Raw genomic sequence first — 23,452 nt, forward strand, 5'->3', positions numbered from 1 at the left:
TATACCATCCGATCACGTGTCTATTTTATTTTGATATGGTCGTGATCGGCTGTCTCGGTTGGCTTCTTAATGAAATGGTATCTTTACGTCGATATACTCCAAGCAGTAAACCCATCATGGCGTATTCTAAGATCAGATGAGAACCAAATCCAATAAAAGGGAATGTAACGCTAACAATCGGAACCTTTCCGGTAGTCATCGCCAGCGAGTAAAACATTTGCAATACAAACATCATTGTAATACTGAACACGATCATACGACCAAATTCATCGAGTACACGAGGTAACATTTTCAGCATACTAGCAAGAAACCATACGATTCCAAGCAAAAGCACTATGCCTGCTAGCCAACCAAATACATCAATAAGCATTACACCGGGATAGTCCATATAAAATCCTTTAAAGTGGTCAAAAGACGTGTCAGAACCGTTTCCCCACCATCCGGCGGAATGAAGAATACTCATAATTGATTGGTTATAGCTACCATGTCCTAGCGGGTCATTTTGGAGATTAAACACGGCAGTGAGTCTCTCAAACCGCCTGTACTCACCACTCAAAAACAATTGCATCATAGTGACAAGTCCCGCAATTGCAGCCCCTACAAATGTATAAAGCCATTTTTGTGTAATCCAGGCAAACAAGATAATAGTTGCCGTTCCGAATGGAAACAATCGTACCCAATCTGAAGCTTGTAACAGGCTAAAAGACGGCAAAGCCACAAGAAGAATATAAGTTGAGACGGATTGTACGTCACACTTAGTACGCAGCTTATCCAGCATAATCGCGCCTATGGCGAGGGGCAATACCCACATGGATATCGTCGTGAGATCAATGGTTAACCCAAATATGCTCCAGAACCGTTGTACACCATGATCAAACGGTGATACCAGCGGATTAATCCACAACATACCACTTAACAAAATATAGATCCACCAAGCAGCTTTTTTCCATTTCCGATAATCAAAATACATCAAAAACACCATCAGTACTAAACCAAAAATAGTGTAGATCAAATGACTTTTATACAAGAACTGAAAGGTTTCAACAGAGATATTTGTCGTATAAATCCACGTCAGCAGCAGACTTATGATTAGCAAACTGGAAAGTCCCGTTAACAGCCCCCAATGCATTCGATGACGATGTAACCGATGCATACTCTTGCCTACAACAGCTGGATCGCCCATCTGTTCAATGGCGTATGCAATTGCTTCTTCTTCTGAATAACCTTCTTGTTCTTTGTCCAAAATCATCTCTTCCATGTGGTTTCCCAACTCATCACGCAGGTCGTTATGTACTTCGCGAGCTTTAACCTGAACACACATGTGATCAAGATAATGCTGAATTCGTTCATCTCGATTCGTCATGTCAGGCCTCCTTCCCCAAGCACCCGATCCACAGCTCTACGGAACAAATTCCACTCCGCTTTTTTACTTTCTAAGGCCTCCATGCCCTTGTCACGAATCGAATAATATTTACGTTTACGGCCTTCAACCTCCATCCAGTACGACTCTACCCATCCTTCAATCTCCATAGCATGCAAAATAGGATATAACGTGCCCTCTTTCAGATTAAACACACCCTCAGATTGACGATGTAATTCCTTAATTAATTCATAACCGTACAACGGTCGTTCCTTCAATAAAGTTAGGATTAGTGTCTCGGTACTACCCTTAATCATTTGTTTGTTAACCTGCAACGCGCTCACTCCTTCCTTTTCATACTTTTAAATCTCTTCTGATCATATACATCGGAAACCTATGCATAGAACAACTAGGTATGATATTACCTTATCCTTCCTTTTCTGTCTAGCTAACATGCTTCTTTATTTATGTTAAAATAAACAAGTCCTTTCATTCACGTACTCTAATGATGAATCTATCTATTCGTATAACTCAATTACATATCTTATTTTTTGAATCTAGCTAAGGAGGCATTACATTCATGAGCAAACTAATCTTCTTTCTCGGCGGGGCCGGAAGTGGCAAGACCACCCTTGCCAAAACCCTTTCCCGTAAACATAAAGCGGCTTTCTTCGATATGGATATTCTGCTTCGTCCTGCGGCTGAGGCAATCATGACCCTTCAGGGACTTGATCCATCCGACCGAGATTCGCCTGAATACAAGAAGTTGTGCCGTGATCTTGGATATCGTATTACCATGGACGCCGCTCTGGATAACGTTCAGTTGGGTATCGATACGATCGTTGTGGGGCCATTTACTAAAGAAATCGGTACCCCGGATTGGATTGCTCAAGAACTTGCACGAATTGCACGTTCTCTGGAAGATACGGATGTGCGGGTGGCTTATATTTATTTGGAGAATGAAGCATTGTATCACAAACGGATCACAGCAAGACAATCTCCATTGGATGAATGGAAACTTGCAAACTGGGATGCCTTTAAAGCTTCTCTCGTCCGAAAAGAAGTAGCATGGCCCCTCCAAGCTTCATCCGTCGCTTATATTGACAATTCCAGTGATGATCCTGCGATTGCCTATGCCGAACTTGAACGACGGATGTACGAGTAGCTTTATAAAATTCACATCACAATTCCTTTGCAATATGTCGCTTCACATGGAAAATAAAAAGACGAAACAAAAAGAGGTATTTGTCGAGACCCCCATTGGGTCCATCATGACAAATACCTCTTTTTCATATATTCAAGATCATCTTTTCATATGTTCAAGATCATTCGCAACTCGCTATTCACCTTCTGCGATTGCGGGATCACGCAAAAAGGTTTGCGGAAGTCCTGCCATAATAAGTGCGTACTACGGAATCGCAATAACATTCGAACTGATAGATTATAGATGTACTTAAATGTAAGAGAGCCAACATCTCTCAACTCAAAGGAGAATTTCATGAAATCTTACGTAGCAACATGTCCAGCTCAACAACAACAGAACTACAAATCGAATCACAAGTGGAAACGTACTTTAGCCAACATCCTCCTGGTTGCATCTCTAAGTTTCACCACAATAACCAGTGTATCGGCAGAGAATAGTCTCCCCCTTCACCAGGTAACCCCTCAGGAAACGGAATCGTTCATCAATCAGTTCTTCTCCCAGCCTGAAATGAAGTCTGCTCTGAAAGGGGCTGTCGTCACCGTTGTTCACGATCAACAGATTGTGTTGAATAAAGGATATGGTTATGCCAATGTGGCAAAACAAATCCCAGTCGATGCCGACTCCACTCTATTTCGTGTAGCCTCCATATCCAAAACGCTGACAGCAACCGCCATTATGCAATTAGTTGAGCAAGGAAAATTAAAGCTTAATGAGGATGTCAGCACATACACAGATGGTCTTGATCTGACCAACCATACCGGAACAGCGTTAACATTGGAACATCTGATGACCCACACCAGCGGGTTTGATTTCACAGATGCAGCAGCTACAGACAGAGAGCTGGGAAGTTCTTATCCGCTTGAGCAATTCATCAAAGACCACCAACCGTCCGTTGTCCGCACGCCAGGAGAAGTTTTCCGTTACGACAACTACGGCTATGCACTCTTGGGCTACATTGTTCAGAAACAGTCCAAACTTCCGTTTGAGACTTATGTACAACAGCATATTTTCCAGCCACTCGGTATGTCGGATAGCCATTTTACACTAAGCAAAGACTCGCTCAGTAAACTCGCGACTCCTTATGGCGCTGAAGGGCAGGCATTACCGCAATATCCCAATGTACCCGATAGCTCACCTGAGGGTGGATTAATTACGACTGGACGGGATATGGCTCATTTTATGCTTGCGCAGCTCAATCAAGGTTCATACCAGGGTGCACGTATACTCGAACCTGCATCCGTCCAGGACATGCAAACGTTGGATGTCTCCATACACCCTGATATACCCGGCACAGGTTATGGATTCGAATCCACCTATTCGCAATATAATCATGGACGGAAAGTCGTGAGTAAAGCAGGCGATCTTGCGGGCTTCCACTCCAATCTATGGCTGTTGCCTAACGAGAAGACCGGACTATTTGTCGTCTCCAACAGTGATGGATCTGATCTGCGAGAAGCGCTTTTTCAAGCATTTATGGATCATTTTTATCCAAACAACGAAACACATTATGCCGATTATATTGTACCCGAGTCTTCACTCCGTACCTACGAGGGACTGTATCGGGATATCCGCTTGCCCGCATGGTTGTATGATGTTTCAGCAACAGAGACAGGACTTCAGGTGATAGACGCTTATGGCACTCACAACTTAACCCCCGTTAAGGACATGCTGTTCATGGATGATGACGGTAAACTCGCTGGTTTCAAAAAAAATCAGTCAGGTGAAATCTCTTATTTCTATTACAACAAGTCAGATAGCTGGTCCGAAAAATTGGCTGAAGCCAAGCCCTATGAAGATGTGCCAGAAGACCATCCTTATGCTCCGTACATCTATCGCTTAACACAGATTGGCCTGTATCCACAGGATCAATCCCGATTTGAACCTGAGAAGCCTGTAAGTCGTGGAGAGTTTGTAACACAGGTCGTAGGCATAAGCGGGATGTCGATTTCGACTCAATCACCAAAATTTAAAGACACCCAATCAAGTCCTTATGCCGCCTACATTCAAACCGCCCTTGAACTGGGTATTGTGCAAGGAAATACCCGTGGATTGTTCCATCCTGACCAAGCTATAACAAGGCAAGAGGCCGCGGTGATTATTTCGAGAACGGCTCAACAACTACTTGGTGCACCTGCCGTAACTGCCAATCTTGCCGGTTCACAGGATCGTTGGGCTAAAGAAGGTGTTCAATTTGTAGTCGCTTTAGGTCTCTACGGTCCAGAAGTATCCATATCCAGCAGCGGTGCTGTGGATTATAGATCGAAGCAGCCTATGCTCAGACAGGAATCATCAGTTTTGATGTACAAAATGTTAGGCACTCTGCTACATTAACATAGAGTGATGCACGGCAAGCCATGACATTGCTTCATGGCTTGCTTTTTCACATCATATACCAATGATACACATCATAAGAACGGATGATTACTCGCATGGAATTAAGAAATTCATTACATAGAGTCACCACATATAAATTTAGTTCTGTTTGGTTTGTCACGATGTTGTGCTTTATACTGACAGCCACGTATATACATATCTCTTCATTTTTTAATCCTTATATCGGTCTTTCGTTAACACCAAATGCCTCTAATTCTTGGGCAGTACATGATGTAGATCCTCAAGGTTTAGCATATACATCCGGGATTAGATCGGGTGACACTGTTATCTCGTTGGAATCCAAAGGAGAAGTCCGATTACTCCATCAAAAAGGTGAATTCTTAGTGACTGAAGCCTATACCATTAGCGTTGAGAATTCTAGCGGTCAGGCATCCGCACATACAATGAAGCCTGGACCACGTGAATGGTTTAACATCGGATTCTCATCCATTTTGGAATTATTGCTATTGCTGACAGGAAACTACGCCTTGTTTAACCAACCCGGTTCACGAGTGATGCGTCTGTTCTACCTGCTTAACCTATCCATGTCCATATGTATACTGACGATATACACATCCCAGTTACCTTTATCCAATTATATTCTGGCCTTTTGTGCTGCATGGTTACCTTACTGCTTAACCGCATTTTATGTTTCTTTTGTATTTCGTACCCGGTTGCATCGGTTCCGATGGTTATTATTCATTAGCAGAGGTATTGCCATTGCCTATTCTACAAGCCTGGCATTTCTATACATCAAGCAGTGGATGATGACCGATGTTCAGTTTATTCAAGGCGTTACCACCGTCAGTACTCCTGTTACACCGTCTGGTCCAACCAATCTGCTTAACTTTATTCTTTGCGCAACCCTTCTGATCTTAATCTGGATGACATGGGTTCATCGTAAAAGCTACAATCGTAAGGAGCAGAACCAGCTATTGCTCTTGTTAACAGGAATCATGGTTAGCCTGGTTCCCTTCATCATCTGTTTTGCCATTCCAACCCTGCTGCAAGGAGAACCGTTGTTGCCTGTTGAGTACACATTGATTGGATTTCTGCCTTTATCATGGATATTTACATATGTACTTGTACAACGGAGTATGCTTGATTTCAAACTGGTTATGCCAAGATTGATGATTCATGTACTATATATGCTGATCGTATTTTTACTATTTCTGGCTGCTTCTCACCTGGAAACATTAATTCATATCAGCTTGCTGTTCGTCTCGTTTATGCTGATCACTTGGGCGTATCAGTACACGCTCACCCGCTCACGTAAGAAAAACAAACTCAATAAGGACTGGCTGGAACACCAGCAACTACGGTTGACTGTGCGAATGGCTGAGCAGCAAAACATGCGGGACATGATTCACGTGTTTGCCGAGATGTTCCACAAGATGCTGGATATTGAAGGCGTCATTGTCATATGGATTGATGATAAGCACAGATATTCTCAGGAAGGTACAGGGGTTTTTGCTTCCATTCAGAATATCGATAACGAGGCGTTGGATATTGAAGTTTTACGACAGAAATATGACTTGGCACAGGTTTGGGAGCTTTCAGGTGAACCAACGACGGAGATGATAGGATTTCTAGGCATTGGTCACAAAGAAAATCGCACCTTTTTTTCAGCAGAAGAGCAGGAGATCATTGATAAAGGCAGGCTGGAAGCGATTCGAATGCTCATCAGTGGCAAACTCTTATCTGATCTGCAGAAGCGATATGAACACCGTGTAGATCAGACAGCTCTTCATGAACACCAGATACGCCGTCATCGGCAGTTCAATGATATTATGATGGAAGCCCAACAGGCAGAGCGTATGAAAACCTCTTATTTCCTTCATGACCAACTGCTACAAAACCTGATTTTCCTGTCTCGTGATTTGGAGGAATTACACGATACCGGAGAAACGCATAAGGACCAAACGGCTGTTTGGCTGGAGTGCCTGTATGCTTCCCAGAGAGATATACGTCAATTGTGTGATGATCTCTACCCTCATATTATGGATCGAAGTGACCTGGAGGGAGCGTTGCAATGGCTCATCCGTACACTTCAAATACAAAGTGGTATCAGAATGGAACTAAACTATAACGCCCTCTCTGAAGAGTTAAAGCACGAACCTCTGAAATCCACCGTCTTTCGGACGATCCGTGAACTTATTATGAATGTGATGAAGCATGCACAGGCATCATTTTGCTCCATTCAGGTACATAGAAGGGATGATGACTTAATTCTCCAAGTATACGATGACGGCTCGGGGTTCAACGTTCATACCACATTTGATCCTGCAACAGGGCACTTCGGTCTGATATCCATACAAAGCAGCATTCAGCATCTCGGTGGAGAATTCACCATACATTCCAGCCTTGGCAAAGGAACCTCAATCAACATTCGTTTGCCTCTAAAGAAAGGAGCTACTGAATAATGAGCGAACCCATTACAGTCGTATTGCTTGATGATCACCCTCTGGTTATGGAAGGTCTCAACAACCGCTTAAACCGCGAACCCGGCATACAGGTAATGAAGACTTTCAGCGATCCTTTGCTTTTCTTATCCGAAGTAGAGGCGTTGCGACCAGATGTTGTCGTCATGGATATCCGCATGCCCCAGCTTGATGGTTTTGAGGTTGTAAGAAGATTGAAAGATCAATACGGGTTATCCGTCAAAATTATATTGTTATCCGGGTACAACTATCACGAATTCCAGTTGAAGGCTTATGATCTGGGCGTCCATGCCTACTTGTCAAAACAAGCAACATATGGACAGATTATCAACGCCATTCACCAAAGTATGTTGGGTCATGTGCTTGTTCCAGAGACCATGTTGTCCTCTAATCTAGAGGAATCACTCACTGCAACAGAACGCGAAGTGCTTAACCGTATTGCACTGGAGATGACCAATAAGAAATTGCACAGGATATGGCGCTCAGCCAACGTACAGTGGAGTATCATATCACCTCTATTACACAGAAATTTGGTGTTAAATCCAGAATCGGGGCTGTTGTCAAAGGCTATCAGGCAGGTATTCTCGGTGACGTAACACTCCCTGAGAAGCGCTAAAAACATTCACCACTTTAAAAGAACAACAAAAGAGCGGCAGAACACCCTTGTAATGCAACCTGAGGTTGGTTCTTAACCGCTCTATTTGTTAATTACTTTCCTATAAGGGGCATTCATGCTTGGTGCGTGTGCTCCCTATCCGCGCTGACGTGCCGCTTGACGCTCAGCAATACGAGCCGTGATTAGCCCATGACTCTTATCGATCTCTTCCGGTGTACACGCGGCTTTTAACTCATATACTTTCACCGGCGAACGATCAATAATATCCAAAAATGAATCAAAAAAGGTCATGTCTTTACTATGAATGTATGGACACCAATGATCTGCCAACCCTACGGTTTCATGAATATGCACGCCAACCACGTGATCAATCAACGCGTTAGCCTCACGTACATTATCGTACAGCCCCATTCGATCCATCATCATGCCGTGACCAATATCGTACCAGAGACCAAGCGGCGCGCCCTTCATGCGTCCAATAATCGTTCCCGCTTCGTGCAAAGTCGGCATCTGATAACAGCGCGAACGGGTCTCAATACCAAAATTCACTCCATATCCTCGCTGCTCCGACAAATCACATACCTCTTCCAGACTCTCCTGAATCCGGCTCAGGTAATGTGCGCTGCCATCTTCCCGCTTCTCCAGCATCTCTTGCCATAAAGATTGATACGCCGGGGAGTCCGGCCCCTGATCGTGGTATATCTTTTTCAACGCTTTATCTATATTGTATTCAAACGGCACCTCACCCGGATGTACAACAACAGCCTTGGCGCCATAACGATGTGCGTACTCGGCTGAGCGAAGTAACAGTTCAATCGCTCGTTTACGGCGCGGCTCATCATCGAATCCGAGCAGGACGGAATCCGTCCCATAATCCGGATCAGCCACATGCGGGAATGTATTATGCACACTGGATACACCGATTTCTCCCCGTTCAATCATCGGTTCTATCGTCTGCAGCATCTCTTCCGTAACGTTATAATTCAATTCCACCTGTCTGAATCCAAGAGACTTGATCTCTTCAATCATGCCTTGTCCGGTCGTATGACGTTTGATGTTCCAACATGTTGAAAACGAATATTCCTGCTTGTCCGTGTACATGATTGGTCCTCCTGTCTCTCATTTCATTCCTATTCATATTCCATTTAGCTCTATCTATATAAGTTGAACCAATAAACTTTAGACTAGATCACTCCAATTGCAGTACCATCTTCCGATCGCTGTTATCCCCAGATTTTTTTGATCTCCTTCTCCAAAGGGAAAAATCCGGAGATAGCTTATGCTTCCGATGCAGCTTTCTTGCAGAAAGCTTTCAGGCGAACGCTTCGCTTCTTCAGATCGGTTCTGCACTCTTCGTTCTCGTGTAAATGTTCAGTTCATCTTATATATCTATTCATTCCTCTGTCCATTGTTTTCACGGAGAGTCAATTCAAATCTCATCTGGTTAGCAGTCTGCCCAGGCACATAACGATAGATGATCTCCGCATGATTCACATACATTAATACGGATGGTTCAGGGGCTTCAGCCTTCACGGTACACGTAAGCCCAGGGAACTGCCATAATGCTGGTGTAATGTCCTGCTGACGAAGGGATGGCCCCCTGATTTCAAAATAAACATCGATCTCTTCCGCCGTATCCAGCTCCACATCAATGGTTAACGAATCCGGCGTGAGATCCGCATCGAACGTCACTCCGTGCAGATGACTGTTCCAATCCTCTCCTACCTCACGGCGGATCAAGCGGAGATAATAACGCTCCCCCGTCTCCGTCTGCCAGTGAATTGTGGCGGGATGCATCTGGCCGTTGGTATTCACACTTCCCGACATGGCCCCGATCATCCGGTCCTCACCAATCCATGCTTTGGCAGTACATAGATTCCGATTGGACGTTGGATCATTGCGCTCACACAGTTCCATGAACTGTTTCTGCACAAGCCGATCCGCTTGATGAGCCTTGAAATACGGCACGGCTTCCGCGGGTACATCCACCCCAAGGAGCGCAATCAGTGGATCATGACCTGACTCACAGTTGATTCCTGCCAGATATTCATAGCCTTCACCGAGCAAAAGATAGATAAATACACCGATCGAACTATGCTCTCGCATCTCCATGTCGTACGCCCGAGAGAATGGGCCGGAGAGATTCTCCAGGTTGGCATTGTAATATAGCGCAATGTTATTCCACAGCCCGTGTTCAATCCGGTGTCCAATTTCAACTAAACGTTGGGTGAGTCCATACTTTCGATACATGCCAAGCACGGAGAGATCCACCCCGTAATACGTTGTCGTATTGAATTCAGCGAATGTACCGTCGTACTGTTCAAACTCCTTCATCATTCCCTCTGCCTGTTCGTCCGAATGCTGAATCCATTCTGTTCGGTTCAAGCGATGGCCGTAGTAGTGGGTGATGAAAATATGCATTAACTCAATATTGGTGTTCATTGGGATTACGTCGGATAACCTTCGCTCTATTGACCCTTGAACAGCCAATTCCATTGCATGGTCCATTCGTTTCATGAGTGTATCTGGCATAAGTTCGGAGAATTCGGCAGTTACGACCACACAGACACAAGCGATAAACTCGCGCCAGTTGGGATCATAGCTGATCCAGACCGGTGGCAGGACCTGATTCACTGCCGAATGAAACAGGCGTTTCAGTTGTTTGGAATCTGCCGTCTCTGTGAGCAGAGATCCATCTTCCTGTAGTTTATGGATAAACTGCGCAGACACCTTCTCAAAGGTGCGTTCCAGGAAATAGGACGTGCCTGGCGCAAAAGATTTCCAAGCATAGTGACCCGCTGGTGGATGCGCATCATTTGGCCGGGTCGCGAAGGTTCCGTGATAGATCTCATCCGGAGCGTCATATTGAACATCGAGCACCTTGTGGAACACTCGTATCGCGCGTTCCACATCACCAGGCTCACTTCGAATCAACAACCCTAGCGCATAATGTGCGCTGGCTCGTGTGCTGTGCTGCGATGAATCCTCCTCTTCAAAACTCCGAAGCAGATCCAATTCTTTATCATAGAAGCTATCCATCATCAACATGGACTGATTTACAAGATACTGCTGCTCTTTTGACATCTTCTCTACTATTCGTTGTGTCATGTCATGCAACCTCCCGAGACTATAGGTGCGTGTTCAAAAAGATCAGTTTTCAGTACCAAGAAGATGGAATTAAGCTAGAAATGGAGTAGCGGAGCGTAGGACAACTACGTGAGCAACTACAATGTTTCCGAAGGAAACATACTTCGTAAGCCTCCCGCTTATTTCGGCTGAATTTCATATTCGATGCTGATGATGCCACTAGGCATCATTCGTAATCAAAAGTGAACTTTTTGAACAACCTCTATTAACCTTTTACAGCACCTACCATTACGCCACTGATAAAGTACCGCTGCAACCACGGATACACCAGCAGGATCGGTAACGTGGAGAATATAACGCTGGCTGCTTTCAGACTCTCAGGCAGGACCTTAACGGCACCAATGCCTTCATTCTGCATCAATTCTGTAATCTGGTTTTGCTGAATCATCTGATACAATTTCAATTGCAAAGGATATAGTTCAGGCTTGGTAATATACATGAGTGCATCCTGGAAACCATTCCAGCGTCCTACCGCGTAGAATAGGCTCAGTGTTGCCATAACCGGAAGAGATAGCGGCAAAATAATGCGCATAAGTGTTCCGAAGTGACTGCTTCCATCAATGCCCGCTGCTTCTTCCAGACTTTCGGGAATACCTCGGAAGAAGGTAATGAGAATGATCATATAGAACGGACTAATCAATCCAGGCAGAATAAGTCCCCATGTGCTGTCGAGTAGATGCAGATTTTTGATCAGAATGTACTCGGGAATAATACCTCCACTGAAGAACATCGTCACCACAATGACAAGCATAAACCACTTGCGCCCCTTCAGATTACTCTTCGCCAGCGGGTATGCCGCTGCAATGGTCATCGCCATGCTTAGCACCGTACTGAGGACGGTCAGCCAAATAGTATAGATGAGGGAACGAATCATCGATCCATCTGCAAATACTTTGGTATATGCCTCAAAGGATAACTCTTTGGGGAAAAAGGAAACTTCTCCTGAACCGATCGCCCGGTTCGAGCTGAGCGAGATCGCAATAATATGAATGAATGGTGCAAGACACAGCACCATCGTAATGATAATAAGAATGACGTTTACCGTGTTGAATATTCGATTCGCCGTGTTTTCAGACATCCCACTCACTCCTTACAGATCATATGTGAATCAAATCCACTACATAATGCTCTCATCGGTCAATTTCTTGGACGTATAGTTTGCTCCGAGTATGAAGACAAGTCCAACTAAGGCCTGGAACAAACCTACAGCTGTTGCGAGCGTGACCTGACCAGATTGTAAACCGACACGATAGACAAACGTGCTGAGCACATCCGAGTATTCACGTACAGCCACATTTCCGATAATAAACGGTCGGTCGAACCCGATGGAGATCATGTTGCCGACATTGATGATCAATAAAGTAACAATCGTCGTTTTGATGCCGGGCAAGGAAATGTGCCAGATTCTGCGCAGCCGACTTGCTCCATCTACTTCTGCCGCTTCGTACAGTTCCCGGTTAATGCCTGTCAGGGATGCCAGATACAGAATCGTACCCCAGCCTGCACTCTGCCACACGCCTACCGCAAGATACGTGAAGAGCCAATAGTTTTTGTCTGAGAGGAATGGCAATGGATCAAATCCCATGCTCATCAAGATATTGTTGATGAAACCGGACTGCGTACCGAATACCTGAAGCACGATCCCTCCAATAATAACCCACGAGATAAAGTGTGGAATGTAAAGCAACGTCTGTGCCAGCTTTTTGAACCAGGCCTTCTTCAGCTCGAATAATAAGATGGCCAGTATAAGCGGCGCCGGGAAGGAAACCAATAAATCCAGCATGTTTAGTACCAACGTGTTGCGTAATGCAGTGTAGAACCCCTGATTTTGAAATACTTCTCTGAATGCATCCAAGCCAATCCACTCACTACCAGAGATCCCTTGAAAGAAGTTAAAATCCTTAAACGCAATCTGCACGCCATACATTGGCCCATACTTGAAAATAATGAAGTAGATCATGGGCAGTAGGAGCAACGCATATAGTTGCCAGTTTCTGCGGAAATAGATGCTTGTTTTCATAAACCTTCCCCCCATGTCATTCAGGATTCTTCATCAAGGCGATGTTGCCATCGCCCTAATGAAATCCCTGTTCTTTGTTGTCATACACATTGGATGTGATCTCTACTCTACTTATTTCATCGCTTTGTAAGCTTCTGTACGTTCATCCAGGATCGCTTGCCCACCGCTTGCCATGTAGTCCTTCATCATGCTGTCATACGTAGCTTCAAAATCAGCTGGTTTGGAAATGGTTGTTTTCACGAAGAACTCCATAAATTTGTCTTTCAGGCCGTTACCATAGCGCGCTTCTGCATCAATAGGTTTGGAGAAGCGTACCGGTTGAATCGTGTCCGTGTTGGAAATGGCTACCGACTTGCGCATATCATCCCGATACTTCGATTCTACCTGTACGACATAAGCCTCTTCATTTTTCTTGTCATCCCCAACGTATTTACCATTGACGATAATGGCAATGTCACCGGAATTATAGATACGACCTGCGATTTCAGGAGAAGCATCATCTTTGATCAGTGGCACACCATCCACAAGCTCATAGTTCTCATTTTCAACACCGAATTGCAGGTCGAACAAGTTGTTGCCTGAAGCCATCCAATCCAGGTACTTCATCGCTGCTTCCGCATTTTTGCTTGATTTTGGAATCATGACATACATCGCATTGGGAGCATATGCCGGTTTGGCGAATTTGCCTTCGGAGTTTTTGAATGCATCAATCGGTGTGATCACTGCACCAGGTTGATTGGTTTGCAGGTTTTTGTACGTACCGGAGATGTAAATCTCCCCTGCATCCTCGGTGTAGAATCCAACTTTGCCGTTAGATACATCTTCCCACAGCTTTTTCTTGTCTTTGTCGAGTCCAAAGTCCTTGCTCATCAAACCTTCATTATACAGTGTGTTCATATATTTCAGGGCGTCCTTGAAACCAGGCAACAACGTTGGATAGTCATTGGAACCCAGTTGTTGAGTTAATGTATATTTTTGTTCTTCCGTCAGCGGTTCAATGAATGACCAGATCAGAGGTTCATATTGAGCCGAAGCAATGGACATCCCCATAGGAATAAGTCCTGTGCCAACCTTACCCGGATCTTTTTCCTTAAAGGCCTTCAATGTTGTATGCAACTCCTCAGCTGTCTCAGGTGAAGGCAATCCGAGTGCGTCCAGCCAGTCCTGACGAACATAGGATGCGTACTTGCCAAGTACAAGACGTTTACCTGGAACCGCGAACTGTTGCCCATCGTATTGACCGTAGGCCAGTGTTTCATCTCCCAGGAACTTCTTCAGATTAGGGCCGCTTTGATTGAGCAGATCGGTAAGTTCAGTCAGACCTCCTTGCTCTGCATACCGGTTGAATGTTCCCGAGTCGTAGGTAAATACGATATCAGGTACTTCAGAGCCACTCGCCATCAGAACGTTAAGCTTCTGTACTTCCTCCGAGCGAGGTACCGGAACAAACTGAACATCGATGTTGTTTGGATCACCAAACTTCTCTTGAATGAAGCGAGTCAGATAACTGTCCGAAATGGTGTAGCCTGCCGGAGTATTTCCCCGGTCGAAGATTTCTACTTTCAAAGTCGTTTTTTCCCCCGAACCTGATTCTCCTGATGAAGATGCAGATTCGCTTCCTGATGAACATGCGGATAATAATAGAGTGAATGCTGTTACCACTGCGAGGATTGAACTTGCCTTGCCTGCCTTACGTCTTTGAAATAATCTCATTTGACCTTTCCCCTTTCGCACACACTCTGATATGGATTCACATGATTGCCACTCCACTTTGTTCCGTGCATTTCGTTGCACCTGTGAATGTCACTAATCATTACATACGGTCTAATGATTAGACAATAAACTATTTTCAAAATGTAAAATTCACGATTTTTACGTCAAATCCCGCGATATATAAACATATTTCCTGACAATATACAATTTTCACGCCATCTATGTTAATTATATTAACACAATATGTTGCGTTACGTAGGATTCTCATACGCAATCTGGCATCGCCCAGCTTGCAATAATCCTTTTTCCATTGAATCTCTCTTCAAAAGAAAGAAAAAGAGACCACATCTTATGTGATCTCCTTGTTTAACAACACTTGTAGAACGATTGAACTCACTAATTCCTCGGCGGAAGATTAAACTTCACTTGACCAAACAACGTATCGATGGCATTTCCCGCAAATTGATCGATAACATGTTCGTTGCTCGTGTCCGTATGTTCCAAAATCAATACATTATACTTCTCATCATAATGCATGCCGCCCAAAATAAATCGTACTGGAATGTTCAGTGCCGCCCCTGCCTTCGAAATGGCCTGAATAAGTTCGGATTCATGCCTTTGTTGACTTGTTGTGTAGGTACCAACAGGTATAGTTATCGCATATGACGAGTTATCTACATTAAATGTAAATGTGTTATTGCTTGCTGTGATGGTAACCCGTTTACTGATATCTACCGTTCCCCACACTTGCTGTCCGTATTTGTACATCATCTTCAACTCCTGTCCTATTCATCTATGGATTGTCATAATGTTAGTATAGGACATTCGTAAAATTCCTTAACATACCAGCTACACTGGCCCAAGATCGTGGTTGAGCATCCAAAAAATCTCCTGCAAAGGCGATAAGGAATGAACCTTATTCCCTCATACAGGAGATTTCATAGATATCTCTAAGATTATTGGATTTCACCCGCTAACGGGTGTTCTAACACGACCAATATCATTATTGATCCCCTTGTTTTCCACTTTGCTTGCGGTAGTCCCCTGGTGTCACGCCCATAATCCGTTTAAATACTCTGCCGAAGGAGATGGCATTGGCATAACCCACTTGCAGAGCAATATCCTGAACAGCCATATCGGATGCGGACAACAAACGGCAGGCCTTTTCGACCCTCAGTTTCACCAGAAAATCAACAAACTTCATCTCAAACTCTTCCTTGAACAAATAACTCGCATATTTACCCGAAATCTGGAACCGATCACTCAGATGTTTTAGCGACAGATCCGGATCATCAAAATGCTCTTCAATATAGATCCGCAGCTCGTTGATCATCGCACGATGACTTTTCGTCTCATTCACAGACACATAATTGCGATAGACCTCTTTCAGCCATTCCTGCAAAATGTCTTGAATTCCCTCCAGTGTCTCTACCTGCTGGATATCACTGCGAAGACGAGTCAGGATTTCCTCGGCAAATTGGCTCTGTAACCGCTCAGACAGCTCCCCGAATTCACGGGACAACATCTGGATTAACGCCTGCAGCAACATGCGAATATCGTTATCTGTAATCTGATCTTCGCTGAACGCAACAAACATCTGATCCAGTTGTGTCCGCCAGCCATCACTGGTAAGCCTGAATTCACGGACAAAGTCCGCGAGCATCTGCAAGTACTTGTACGATTGCAGCTCAATACGATCCGGCAGTTGCTCACTGAGAACGATCGCATCTTTACCAAGGGTAAGTCTATGCTGCAAACCTGCATCGGCACTTGCATAGGATCGAGTAATCTCCTCCCAGCCCGTTACGGTTCGTCCAATCCCGAAGGTAAACCGGAGACGGAAGTTTTCCGCAATCCACATATGCATCTGCTTAGCCAGATCCATAAGCAATTCACGGTCCAATCCTTCCTGTTCATCCGATGCAATCACCACAATAAGCCTTCGGTTCCCAAACCATTCAGCCCAACCGCCGAATTGGGTCTCGTTCTGCACAAGTTCTTCCACTACATTCATAAGCGCGATCTTCAGAATATTCTGATTGGTCGAGAGGTCGTCACCATTCATCTCCGCAATGAGGACAGCAACACTCTTCGGTTCCATGAATCGTTCCTCTAGCGGTTGCAAATGGCGAAGTCGTTGACGGAACGAATCCATTCGCTCCCCTTCCATCAGATCAACAAGTAACTGCCTGCGATGAATCAGCAGGTTTTCATGATGCTGTTTCTCATAGTCAACCGTTTGAGCAATCAGATGTTCCAACGCACGGTCGATGAGTGCCAGTTCATCCTTGACGGATGGAGCTGCTTCATCCTCCTCGGCACGTGGCTGTAACGCCTGAATTCGATTCATGATGAGCTGGATGGGCCGCGTATTTCTGCGCGTAATGTAGATCAGTCCCGCCACAGCGCCAATAATCGTTAATAATCCAATGCCGATCCACACATAAGAGACAAGTGATACCCATGAATACAGTTGACCGGATTGAATGCCACTCTCGAAGACCAGACCAAGCTTGTCGGAAGACACACGATTAAGGATTTCACCTGCTGAAGGGTCCATTTGATGCGCTGTATAGATCAGATTGTCGCTCTTGTCCCGAACCTGAAGAACAGATAACTTTTCATTCGTCATGTTATCAATCTGCCGTTCTACTGCATACATGCGGATCGTAATGACGAGCAGACCTTCTCCGCCCCACGGTAAAGGAAGCCACTTATTCATGCTAATCACCTGTGAAGGTACGTCAAAGGAACGTTCCTTGTATTCACGTGGCAGGTTCCAACCGAGGTTCTCCCGATCTTTCAAGGCTTGTTCAATATAAGCACGATCTTCGAAATCTTCCAAGCGCATCATGCCTCTCGGGGTGAGGATCTGGGAATCTGACATGCGATAGAGATAAATGGATTGAATCATATCCTGTTGATCCAGCATACGTCCCAGCCCGCTTGCCGCATCATAGATGAACTGACTCGATAATTGTCCCTGTCCGGCCTCCAAAAAACGACTGTATGTCTTGTTCGCACCAATGTCTTCAAGCAACCGCAGTTCAATGTCGCTTAGCGAGCGTTCCAGTGTATCCACGATATAGCGGGTGGAGATCATGTCGGCTTTTTGCGTTTCGTTACGTGAGAGTTCGTTGACAATCAGGAAGGAGAGAAAGATCAGAATGGAAATCGTAAGCAGAAAAATAGGAAAATAGGAATACATCAACTTGGTGTGCCAATTCCGCTTCAGATTTACTTTCATAGGCTCCAACTCCTTCCATCTCTATTCTAATGAGTATGATCTTCTTTGTTCTTTGGCCTGCTTGCTGACGATATACAGAATCACCGATCCTAGAGCCGCACTGATCGTGCAAGCCAGATACATCAGTGACGGACCGCCGGAATCGAGTAAATATCCGTTAAGCATATTACCAACAATTCCGCCCAGGCCGGCAAACACCATGTTAAATAAACTTTGTCCAGTGGCCTGCATTTCCCGTCCCGTAACCGAAGCCACATACTCCACTGCTGCGATATAGAAGAATCCGAAGGACAACCCATGCAGCACCTGAACGCCAATCATCACCTCAGGCGTTGGCCATAGCCATTGTATTCCCCAACGTAACATATACGCACCGGCTGCAAGCAACATCGTCCGTTCATGTCCCCATTTTCGGAGTACGAATGCCGCTGCCAACATGGATGGAACATTGGTGATCGATGCAAGCAATAGCGCTGTACCTGTCATCTTTACAGAACCGCCAGCCATCTGAAATGAAATAACAAAAAAGGAGTTAAACGCAGTGAGCGTTTGGTTAACCAGGAAACAACCTGTTAGAAATAGAAGGAATGTCCGGTTTCGGAGCAATCTTGCCAAACCTACGGAGAAGGTTACCGAGGACGAGGATATGCTCGTCTGCCGGGGGAGTGTGCTTGCCAGTATGGCGCTCAGAACGTTAAACATCAGAAATGGCAGCCATAACATGTGAATGGAAAACTGAGAGAGATACATCCCTGCTGCAAATCCACCAACTCCCGTTCCTATGCTCCCGAAGAGTCGGATCATGCCATATGAGGTGTTGGCTGCTCTCGCTGCGGTAACCGCATAGGAGTCAGCCACAGGTATTTGAGTCACTTGGAATATAGTGCATAAAGTATAAATCAATATTAATACAATGTACACTTGAATATTGTAGAAGTACGCTAACGATGCAGGAACAAGCAGGCTTATTATCAGTACGAACCGTGTCTTTTTAAATTTATCTACCAGAATTCCCCATATAGGTTGAAGAATAATAGATACAAGTGTGCCAAACGCCATGATAAATCCGGTTTCTTTACTGGAAAAACCTTGTGCAACCAAAATGGGGTTAATGTACGGGTTAAACATTCCCCCGGCAAGCCCCATAAACAGATACAGGCCCTGCAATTTGATTAAAACACGTTTTGCATCATTGAAATCGGCTTTTGTTTTCTCTGTGTAAGCCTTCATATGTCTGCTTCTCATCCGGATCTCCATCCTTTAATTCTATAGTAGCTTCACCTATTCTCTATTGATATGTGCGCGCTAGACTCGACCTGATTGCAGCCAATGCCCCAATTGCTCCTGCTCTATTACCGAGTTCAGCTACAGCTAAACGTGCAGGCAGAACGGTATAACGTTCGAGGCGTGTTCGCACTTCATTTAAATAATAGGATGGGTTGGATGCTGCCACGCCACCACCGATTACAATCATGGAAGGATTCAGTAAAGCCGTAATATTCGCCAGACCTCTAGCCATATAACGCATAGGCAGTTCCAGAATCTCAAGTGCAGCAACATCACCTGATTCGGCTGCCTTGAATACATGTCTGGCTTCAATCTGCTCCATTTCCCCTCCTGCCAGACTCATGACCAGAGAAAAGGCACTTCCCTTTCCATCCTTAAAATAACGTCTTGCTTGTTCGGTAATTCCCGTACCTGAAGTCGCTTGCTCAAATACGCCAAAGGAATCCGCATCTGCAACGTAACCTTTATGAAGCCCTTCGTCTCCTGCAATGAAATGCCCAATCTCACCTGCTGCTCCATTTTGTCCGCTGTAGAGTTGTCCATTCAGGATAAGAGCAGCTCCAATGCCAGTTCCAACCGTGACCATCACACAGTGTTGATGTCCCTGCGCCGCCCCTTGATCATATTCTCCCATTGCGGCCAGATTCACATCATTATCCAACATGATATTCCCGCTATAATACTTCGCAATCACAGGGCGAATATCTTGCTCAGGCCACTGAAAAGCTGGAGCATTTCGAAGTATCCCTTCCTCCTGCAGAATCACACCAGGGAACCCCAAGCCTGCACCGGAAAGTCGATCCAGACTGCATCCAACTTCGCGGCAGAACGTGTCCAGTTCAGCGAATAACCATCGGAAGAACTCATCCGGCTGATCACTGACACGCGTAGGCAAGATACGTTCATGAACTTTGCTTCCAGCCTGTCGTGATGATAAAAGTATCAATGTTTTGGTGCCTCCAATATCAATACCTGCAATCCAACCGGATAGATCACCTCCAACCGTACCATCCTGATTAGACGGATACTCATTACTTACGTTTTTCACGGATTCTGTCATCCCGTTTCCCTCCTCAGATATTGTATATCCAATCTCTTATTCCAGCGCTTCCTGCTGAAGGTTCAGCATCGTTTGTTGTATGGCTACCTGCACCGCGCCAGTGACAACAGCTTGCTCACCAAGCTTGGAGCAGATTAACTGTGGTTGCACCGGGAATTGCTCAGATATGATCTGCCTCATTAAAGGCAATAACACATCGCCATTTCCTCCTACGCCTCCGCCAAGCACAATGAGATCTGGAGCAAGCACAACGCTAATCTGACGCAGAGCTGAAGCAATCATTTGGCTGTATTGTTGTAAAATATCTAAGGCATCTACTTCTCCATTGCGTGCGGCTTCAAATAACTTCTCTGGAGTCAAGTGTCTGTTAAGATCATCTGCAACTACGTCTACATTTAAATCCGCGCCTGAATCAGCAACTGCCAATAGTTCATCATGCGGATTAAGGTGACGTTTTGCCACCTGCATCAGACCATCGGCTGATAACACTTCCTCCAGACGACGGCCATCCTCCATCAGCATCTCTGCGATCTCTCCGGTTAACCCACCAAGACCTCGCAGCAGTTGGCCATGTACCATGATGCCAGCGCCCGTCCCTGTACCGATGGAGAAAAAAACAAACAAGTTATAACCTGCTGCTGCACCACTCCGATACTCCCCAAGCGCCGCAAGATTCACATCATTTTCCAGAATCACTTCACAGGGAAAAGCTCCTGACAACGACTCTAGAGAGAATGCTTGTTCCAGACCGGCTAACGGGTCTACAATACGATTGATACGTCCTGAATCAGGCAAGACCACGCCCGGTATGCCGAACCCGATGCACTGAATCTGCTCCCAGTTCAGATGATTCTCATCAAGCAATTCGTTCATATGGCTTCGAAGAAGCTCCAGCATCGTCGCTTCTGCTTGCTCATGAGCTTCTTGGACTACCATGGGATGTGTTCTATAAGCGATAATCTCTCCATTCAGATCGGATAATGCGATCCGAATACGTGTTGCGCCGATATCTATACCACAGACATAATAAGCCGTTTCATTGAAACGGATGAGAGTTGCTTTGCGACCCTGAGCATTGTCAGCTCTCCCCATTTCCCTTACCAGATTACGGTCAATCAGATGTTCAACCGCCAACGACACCGTTGGTTTACTAAGTCCGGTCTGACGGCTGATATCCGCTCTCGACATGGTTCCCTGAGTTATGAGGGCATCCATAATGAGATTTTCATTTAGATTGCGCATATATTGCGGTGTGCCAGCCATGTTATCGCCTCCCTTTATAGTTAGTTAAGTTTATTAACAAATTAATTAAATTCAATATATCATCGTGCCTGATAGGTGTACAGCTTTTTATCATTGCACTCTTTTACTAGAAAGAACTACGCCTTTACTTGTAACACAAAAGCCTAATAAAGGAATTATTATACAATAATAGACGTTTATATATTTCCGTTACAATATCCTGTTCATATAATACCTTATCACAATCAGGGAGGGTTCAATATGTACAGAAAGCATAAATGTCATCATCCAAGACCAAAGTGTTTCTACAAAAAAATTACGAAAACTTGTGTTACTAAAATTAAATATGTCCCTACAAAGTGTAAAAAACACTGTCATGTAACGGTTGAATATTGTGGAGTCAAAAAAAGAAAACATTATTAATATTGTTTGCCCTTCTCTATAGAGAAGGGTTCTTTCTTTTTGAACTAGATTAATACCGGCTACCATTAACCTATCAAAAAAGTTGCGGTGAACGATCACCGCAACTCCTTTCTTCCTTATATACATATCATCAAGTTTTGGAGAGTTCAATAAATCCTTCCCCGAATACATCACGCACATCATGAATCGTGATAAAAGCAATCTCGTCTTCAGCTCGTACAATCTTCTTTAGCATGGAAACTTCCTGCTTGCTAATGACAATGTATAGGATCTCTTTCTTATTTTTCGTGTAATACCCATGACCGGATAACACGGTTACACCGCGGTCCATCTTCTCAATCACTTGCTTCGCAATCTCATCCTGTTTGGAAGAGATAATCATAACCGCCTTTTTCGGATTGAGTCCTTCAATAATGAACTCCATCGTTTTGGTACCCACGAACAGCAAGACAATCGTACACATCAGACCTTGCGGCCCTATAATGAAGAAAGATGAGAACGCCACAATCAAATCAAAGAATAATAATCCATAACTGATGTTCCAATCCAAATATTTATTGGCAAGCCGTGCCAGGATAACTGTTCCGGCTGTTGTTCCCCCTACTCTAACAATCAATCCGATCCCAAGACCCGCAAACAATCCACCAAATATCGTATTAATCCACAGCTCATGAGAGTCAATTGTCCAGCTCTCTGTCAGATGCAGAAACAATGAGTTGAACACAACCGCAATAATCGTATACACCGTAGTCGTTTTATCTAGAAACCGGTATCCCACAATTAACAAAATACCGTTCAGGATCAGGTTCATCAGTCCTGGTGACCATTCAAACAGGTAATACAAAATAATCGTTATACCCGTTACCCCGCCTTCAGCCAAATCGTTCGGGATGACGAACAGGTTCACCGCCAGCGCAAACAGAAATGCACCTGCCATAATAAATAGAATATCCGTAATTCGTTTCTTCATTAAGCATTCCATCCAATCCATCAGAAATCAACCTAATCGACCCGTCTCATAAGTTGTCATAATCACTCAAAGATAGATTTTACCATGCTCACAACAAAATTTGTATACATAATACAAATTGTTGCGTGATTTGTGCAAAGGAATTTGTAAAACGTTCTCTTTTGTCTTCTGCCAAGCCGTTCAGAATCATACACCCATGACAAATGTCATGGTCCATCATTGATATTCATCATTACAGAGGGCTGACGTTTATGACTTACTGTCATGTTCGGATTGTTTTACAATGATAAAAACGCTTCCTAGAGGAAAGTCTTACCGGGAAACGTCAAGTTGTAGCTGATACAGTTAT

The 23,452-nt window shown here is 44.6% G+C and carries 17 protein-coding genes and 1 pseudogene; 5 read left to right on the forward strand and 13 right to left on the reverse strand.

What is annotated here, in order from left to right; genetic code table 11:
- Positions 1 to 25: 25 nt before the first annotated feature.
- Together AB4111_RS03460 and AB4111_RS03465 are read right to left on the reverse strand one after the other, a co-directional pair.
- Positions 26 to 1,363 carry an FtsW/RodA/SpoVE family cell cycle protein gene (locus AB4111_RS03460; protein WP_442030483.1) on the reverse strand — a complete coding sequence of 446 codons (1,338 nt, stop codon included), beginning with the start codon at positions 1,361 to 1,363 and terminating at the stop codon, positions 26 to 28.
- The gene (locus AB4111_RS03465; RefSeq protein ID WP_167483549.1) at positions 1,360 to 1,695 is read right to left on the reverse strand and encodes a PadR family transcriptional regulator; all 336 of its coding nucleotides are present in this window, start codon (positions 1,693 to 1,695) and stop codon (positions 1,360 to 1,362) included. The genes AB4111_RS03460 and AB4111_RS03465 overlap by 4 nt, the downstream gene beginning before the upstream one ends.
- A gap of 245 nt (positions 1,696 to 1,940) precedes the next feature.
- Between AB4111_RS03465 and AB4111_RS03470 the strand changes: the two genes are divergently transcribed.
- The 5 genes and pseudogenes from AB4111_RS03470 (at position 1,941) to AB4111_RS03490 (ending at position 7,994) form a co-directional block, all read left to right on the forward strand.
- A complete protein-coding gene (locus tag AB4111_RS03470) occupies positions 1,941 to 2,525 on the forward strand; it encodes an AAA family ATPase (protein WP_442030484.1) in 585 nt (194 codons plus the stop codon).
- 333 nt (positions 2,526 to 2,858) lie between these two features.
- Positions 2,859 to 4,895 carry a serine hydrolase gene (locus AB4111_RS03475; RefSeq protein ID WP_442030485.1) on the forward strand — a complete coding sequence of 679 codons (2,037 nt, stop codon included), beginning with the start codon at positions 2,859 to 2,861 and terminating at the stop codon, positions 4,893 to 4,895.
- A 386-nt stretch (positions 4,896 to 5,281) separates the two neighbouring features.
- Positions 5,282 to 7,360 carry a sensor histidine kinase gene (locus AB4111_RS03480; RefSeq protein WP_442030486.1) on the forward strand — a complete coding sequence of 693 codons (2,079 nt, stop codon included), beginning with the start codon at positions 5,282 to 5,284 and terminating at the stop codon, positions 7,358 to 7,360.
- 47 nt (positions 7,361 to 7,407) lie between these two features.
- A pseudogene (locus AB4111_RS03485) lies at positions 7,408 to 7,656 on the forward strand (response regulator); the annotation flags it as partial.
- A gap of 197 nt (positions 7,657 to 7,853) precedes the next feature.
- Positions 7,854 to 7,994, forward strand: coding sequence for a LuxR C-terminal-related transcriptional regulator (locus AB4111_RS03490; RefSeq protein ID WP_442030487.1), 141 nt, complete (start codon positions 7,854 to 7,856; stop codon positions 7,992 to 7,994).
- A gap of 135 nt (positions 7,995 to 8,129) precedes the next feature.
- On the opposite strand, the gene AB4111_RS03495 is transcribed toward AB4111_RS03490, so the two are convergent.
- The 11 genes from AB4111_RS03495 to AB4111_RS03545 form a co-directional block, all read right to left on the reverse strand.
- Entirely contained in the window at positions 8,130 to 9,095 is a 966-nt protein-coding gene (locus tag AB4111_RS03495; protein WP_442030488.1) for a sugar phosphate isomerase/epimerase family protein, read from the reverse strand.
- 288 nt (positions 9,096 to 9,383) lie between these two features.
- Positions 9,384 to 11,102 carry a hypothetical protein gene (locus AB4111_RS03500; RefSeq protein ID WP_442030489.1) on the reverse strand — a complete coding sequence of 573 codons (1,719 nt, stop codon included), beginning with the start codon at positions 11,100 to 11,102 and terminating at the stop codon, positions 9,384 to 9,386.
- Between the two features lie 244 nt (positions 11,103 to 11,346).
- Entirely contained in the window at positions 11,347 to 12,219 is an 873-nt protein-coding gene (locus tag AB4111_RS03505; RefSeq protein WP_253434624.1) for a carbohydrate ABC transporter permease, read from the reverse strand.
- A 39-nt stretch (positions 12,220 to 12,258) separates the two neighbouring features.
- Positions 12,259 to 13,161, reverse strand: a complete 903-nt coding sequence (locus AB4111_RS03510; protein WP_062834078.1) for an ABC transporter permease — start codon at positions 13,159 to 13,161, stop codon at positions 12,259 to 12,261.
- Between the two features lie 111 nt (positions 13,162 to 13,272).
- Entirely contained in the window at positions 13,273 to 14,874 is a 1,602-nt protein-coding gene (locus AB4111_RS03515; protein ID WP_442030490.1) for an extracellular solute-binding protein, read from the reverse strand.
- Between the two features lie 396 nt (positions 14,875 to 15,270).
- Positions 15,271 to 15,645, reverse strand: a complete 375-nt coding sequence (locus AB4111_RS03520) for a hypothetical protein (protein ID WP_442030491.1) — start codon at positions 15,643 to 15,645, stop codon at positions 15,271 to 15,273.
- Between the two features lie 232 nt (positions 15,646 to 15,877).
- The gene (locus AB4111_RS03525) at positions 15,878 to 18,121 is read right to left on the reverse strand and encodes a helix-turn-helix domain-containing protein (protein WP_442030492.1); all 2,244 of its coding nucleotides are present in this window, start codon (positions 18,119 to 18,121) and stop codon (positions 15,878 to 15,880) included.
- 21 nt (positions 18,122 to 18,142) lie between these two features.
- Entirely contained in the window at positions 18,143 to 19,366 is a 1,224-nt protein-coding gene (locus AB4111_RS03530; RefSeq protein ID WP_442030493.1) for an MFS transporter, read from the reverse strand.
- Positions 19,367 to 19,409: 43 nt separating this feature from the next.
- The gene (locus tag AB4111_RS03535) at positions 19,410 to 20,468 is read right to left on the reverse strand and encodes an ROK family protein (RefSeq protein ID WP_442030494.1); all 1,059 of its coding nucleotides are present in this window, start codon (positions 20,466 to 20,468) and stop codon (positions 19,410 to 19,412) included.
- 36 nt (positions 20,469 to 20,504) lie between these two features.
- Positions 20,505 to 21,731: an ROK family protein gene (locus AB4111_RS03540; RefSeq protein WP_442030495.1), complete on the reverse strand. Its 1,227-nt coding sequence runs from the start codon at positions 21,729 to 21,731 to the stop codon at positions 20,505 to 20,507.
- 532 nt (positions 21,732 to 22,263) lie between these two features.
- A complete protein-coding gene (locus AB4111_RS03545) occupies positions 22,264 to 23,103 on the reverse strand; it encodes a YitT family protein (protein WP_339242091.1) in 840 nt (279 codons plus the stop codon).
- Positions 23,104 to 23,452: the final 349 nt, after the last annotated feature.

Origin of the sequence: Paenibacillus sp. 2KB_22 (assembly GCF_052115745.1) — a bacterium.
GTDB lineage: Bacteria > Bacillota > Bacilli > Paenibacillales > Paenibacillaceae > Paenibacillus.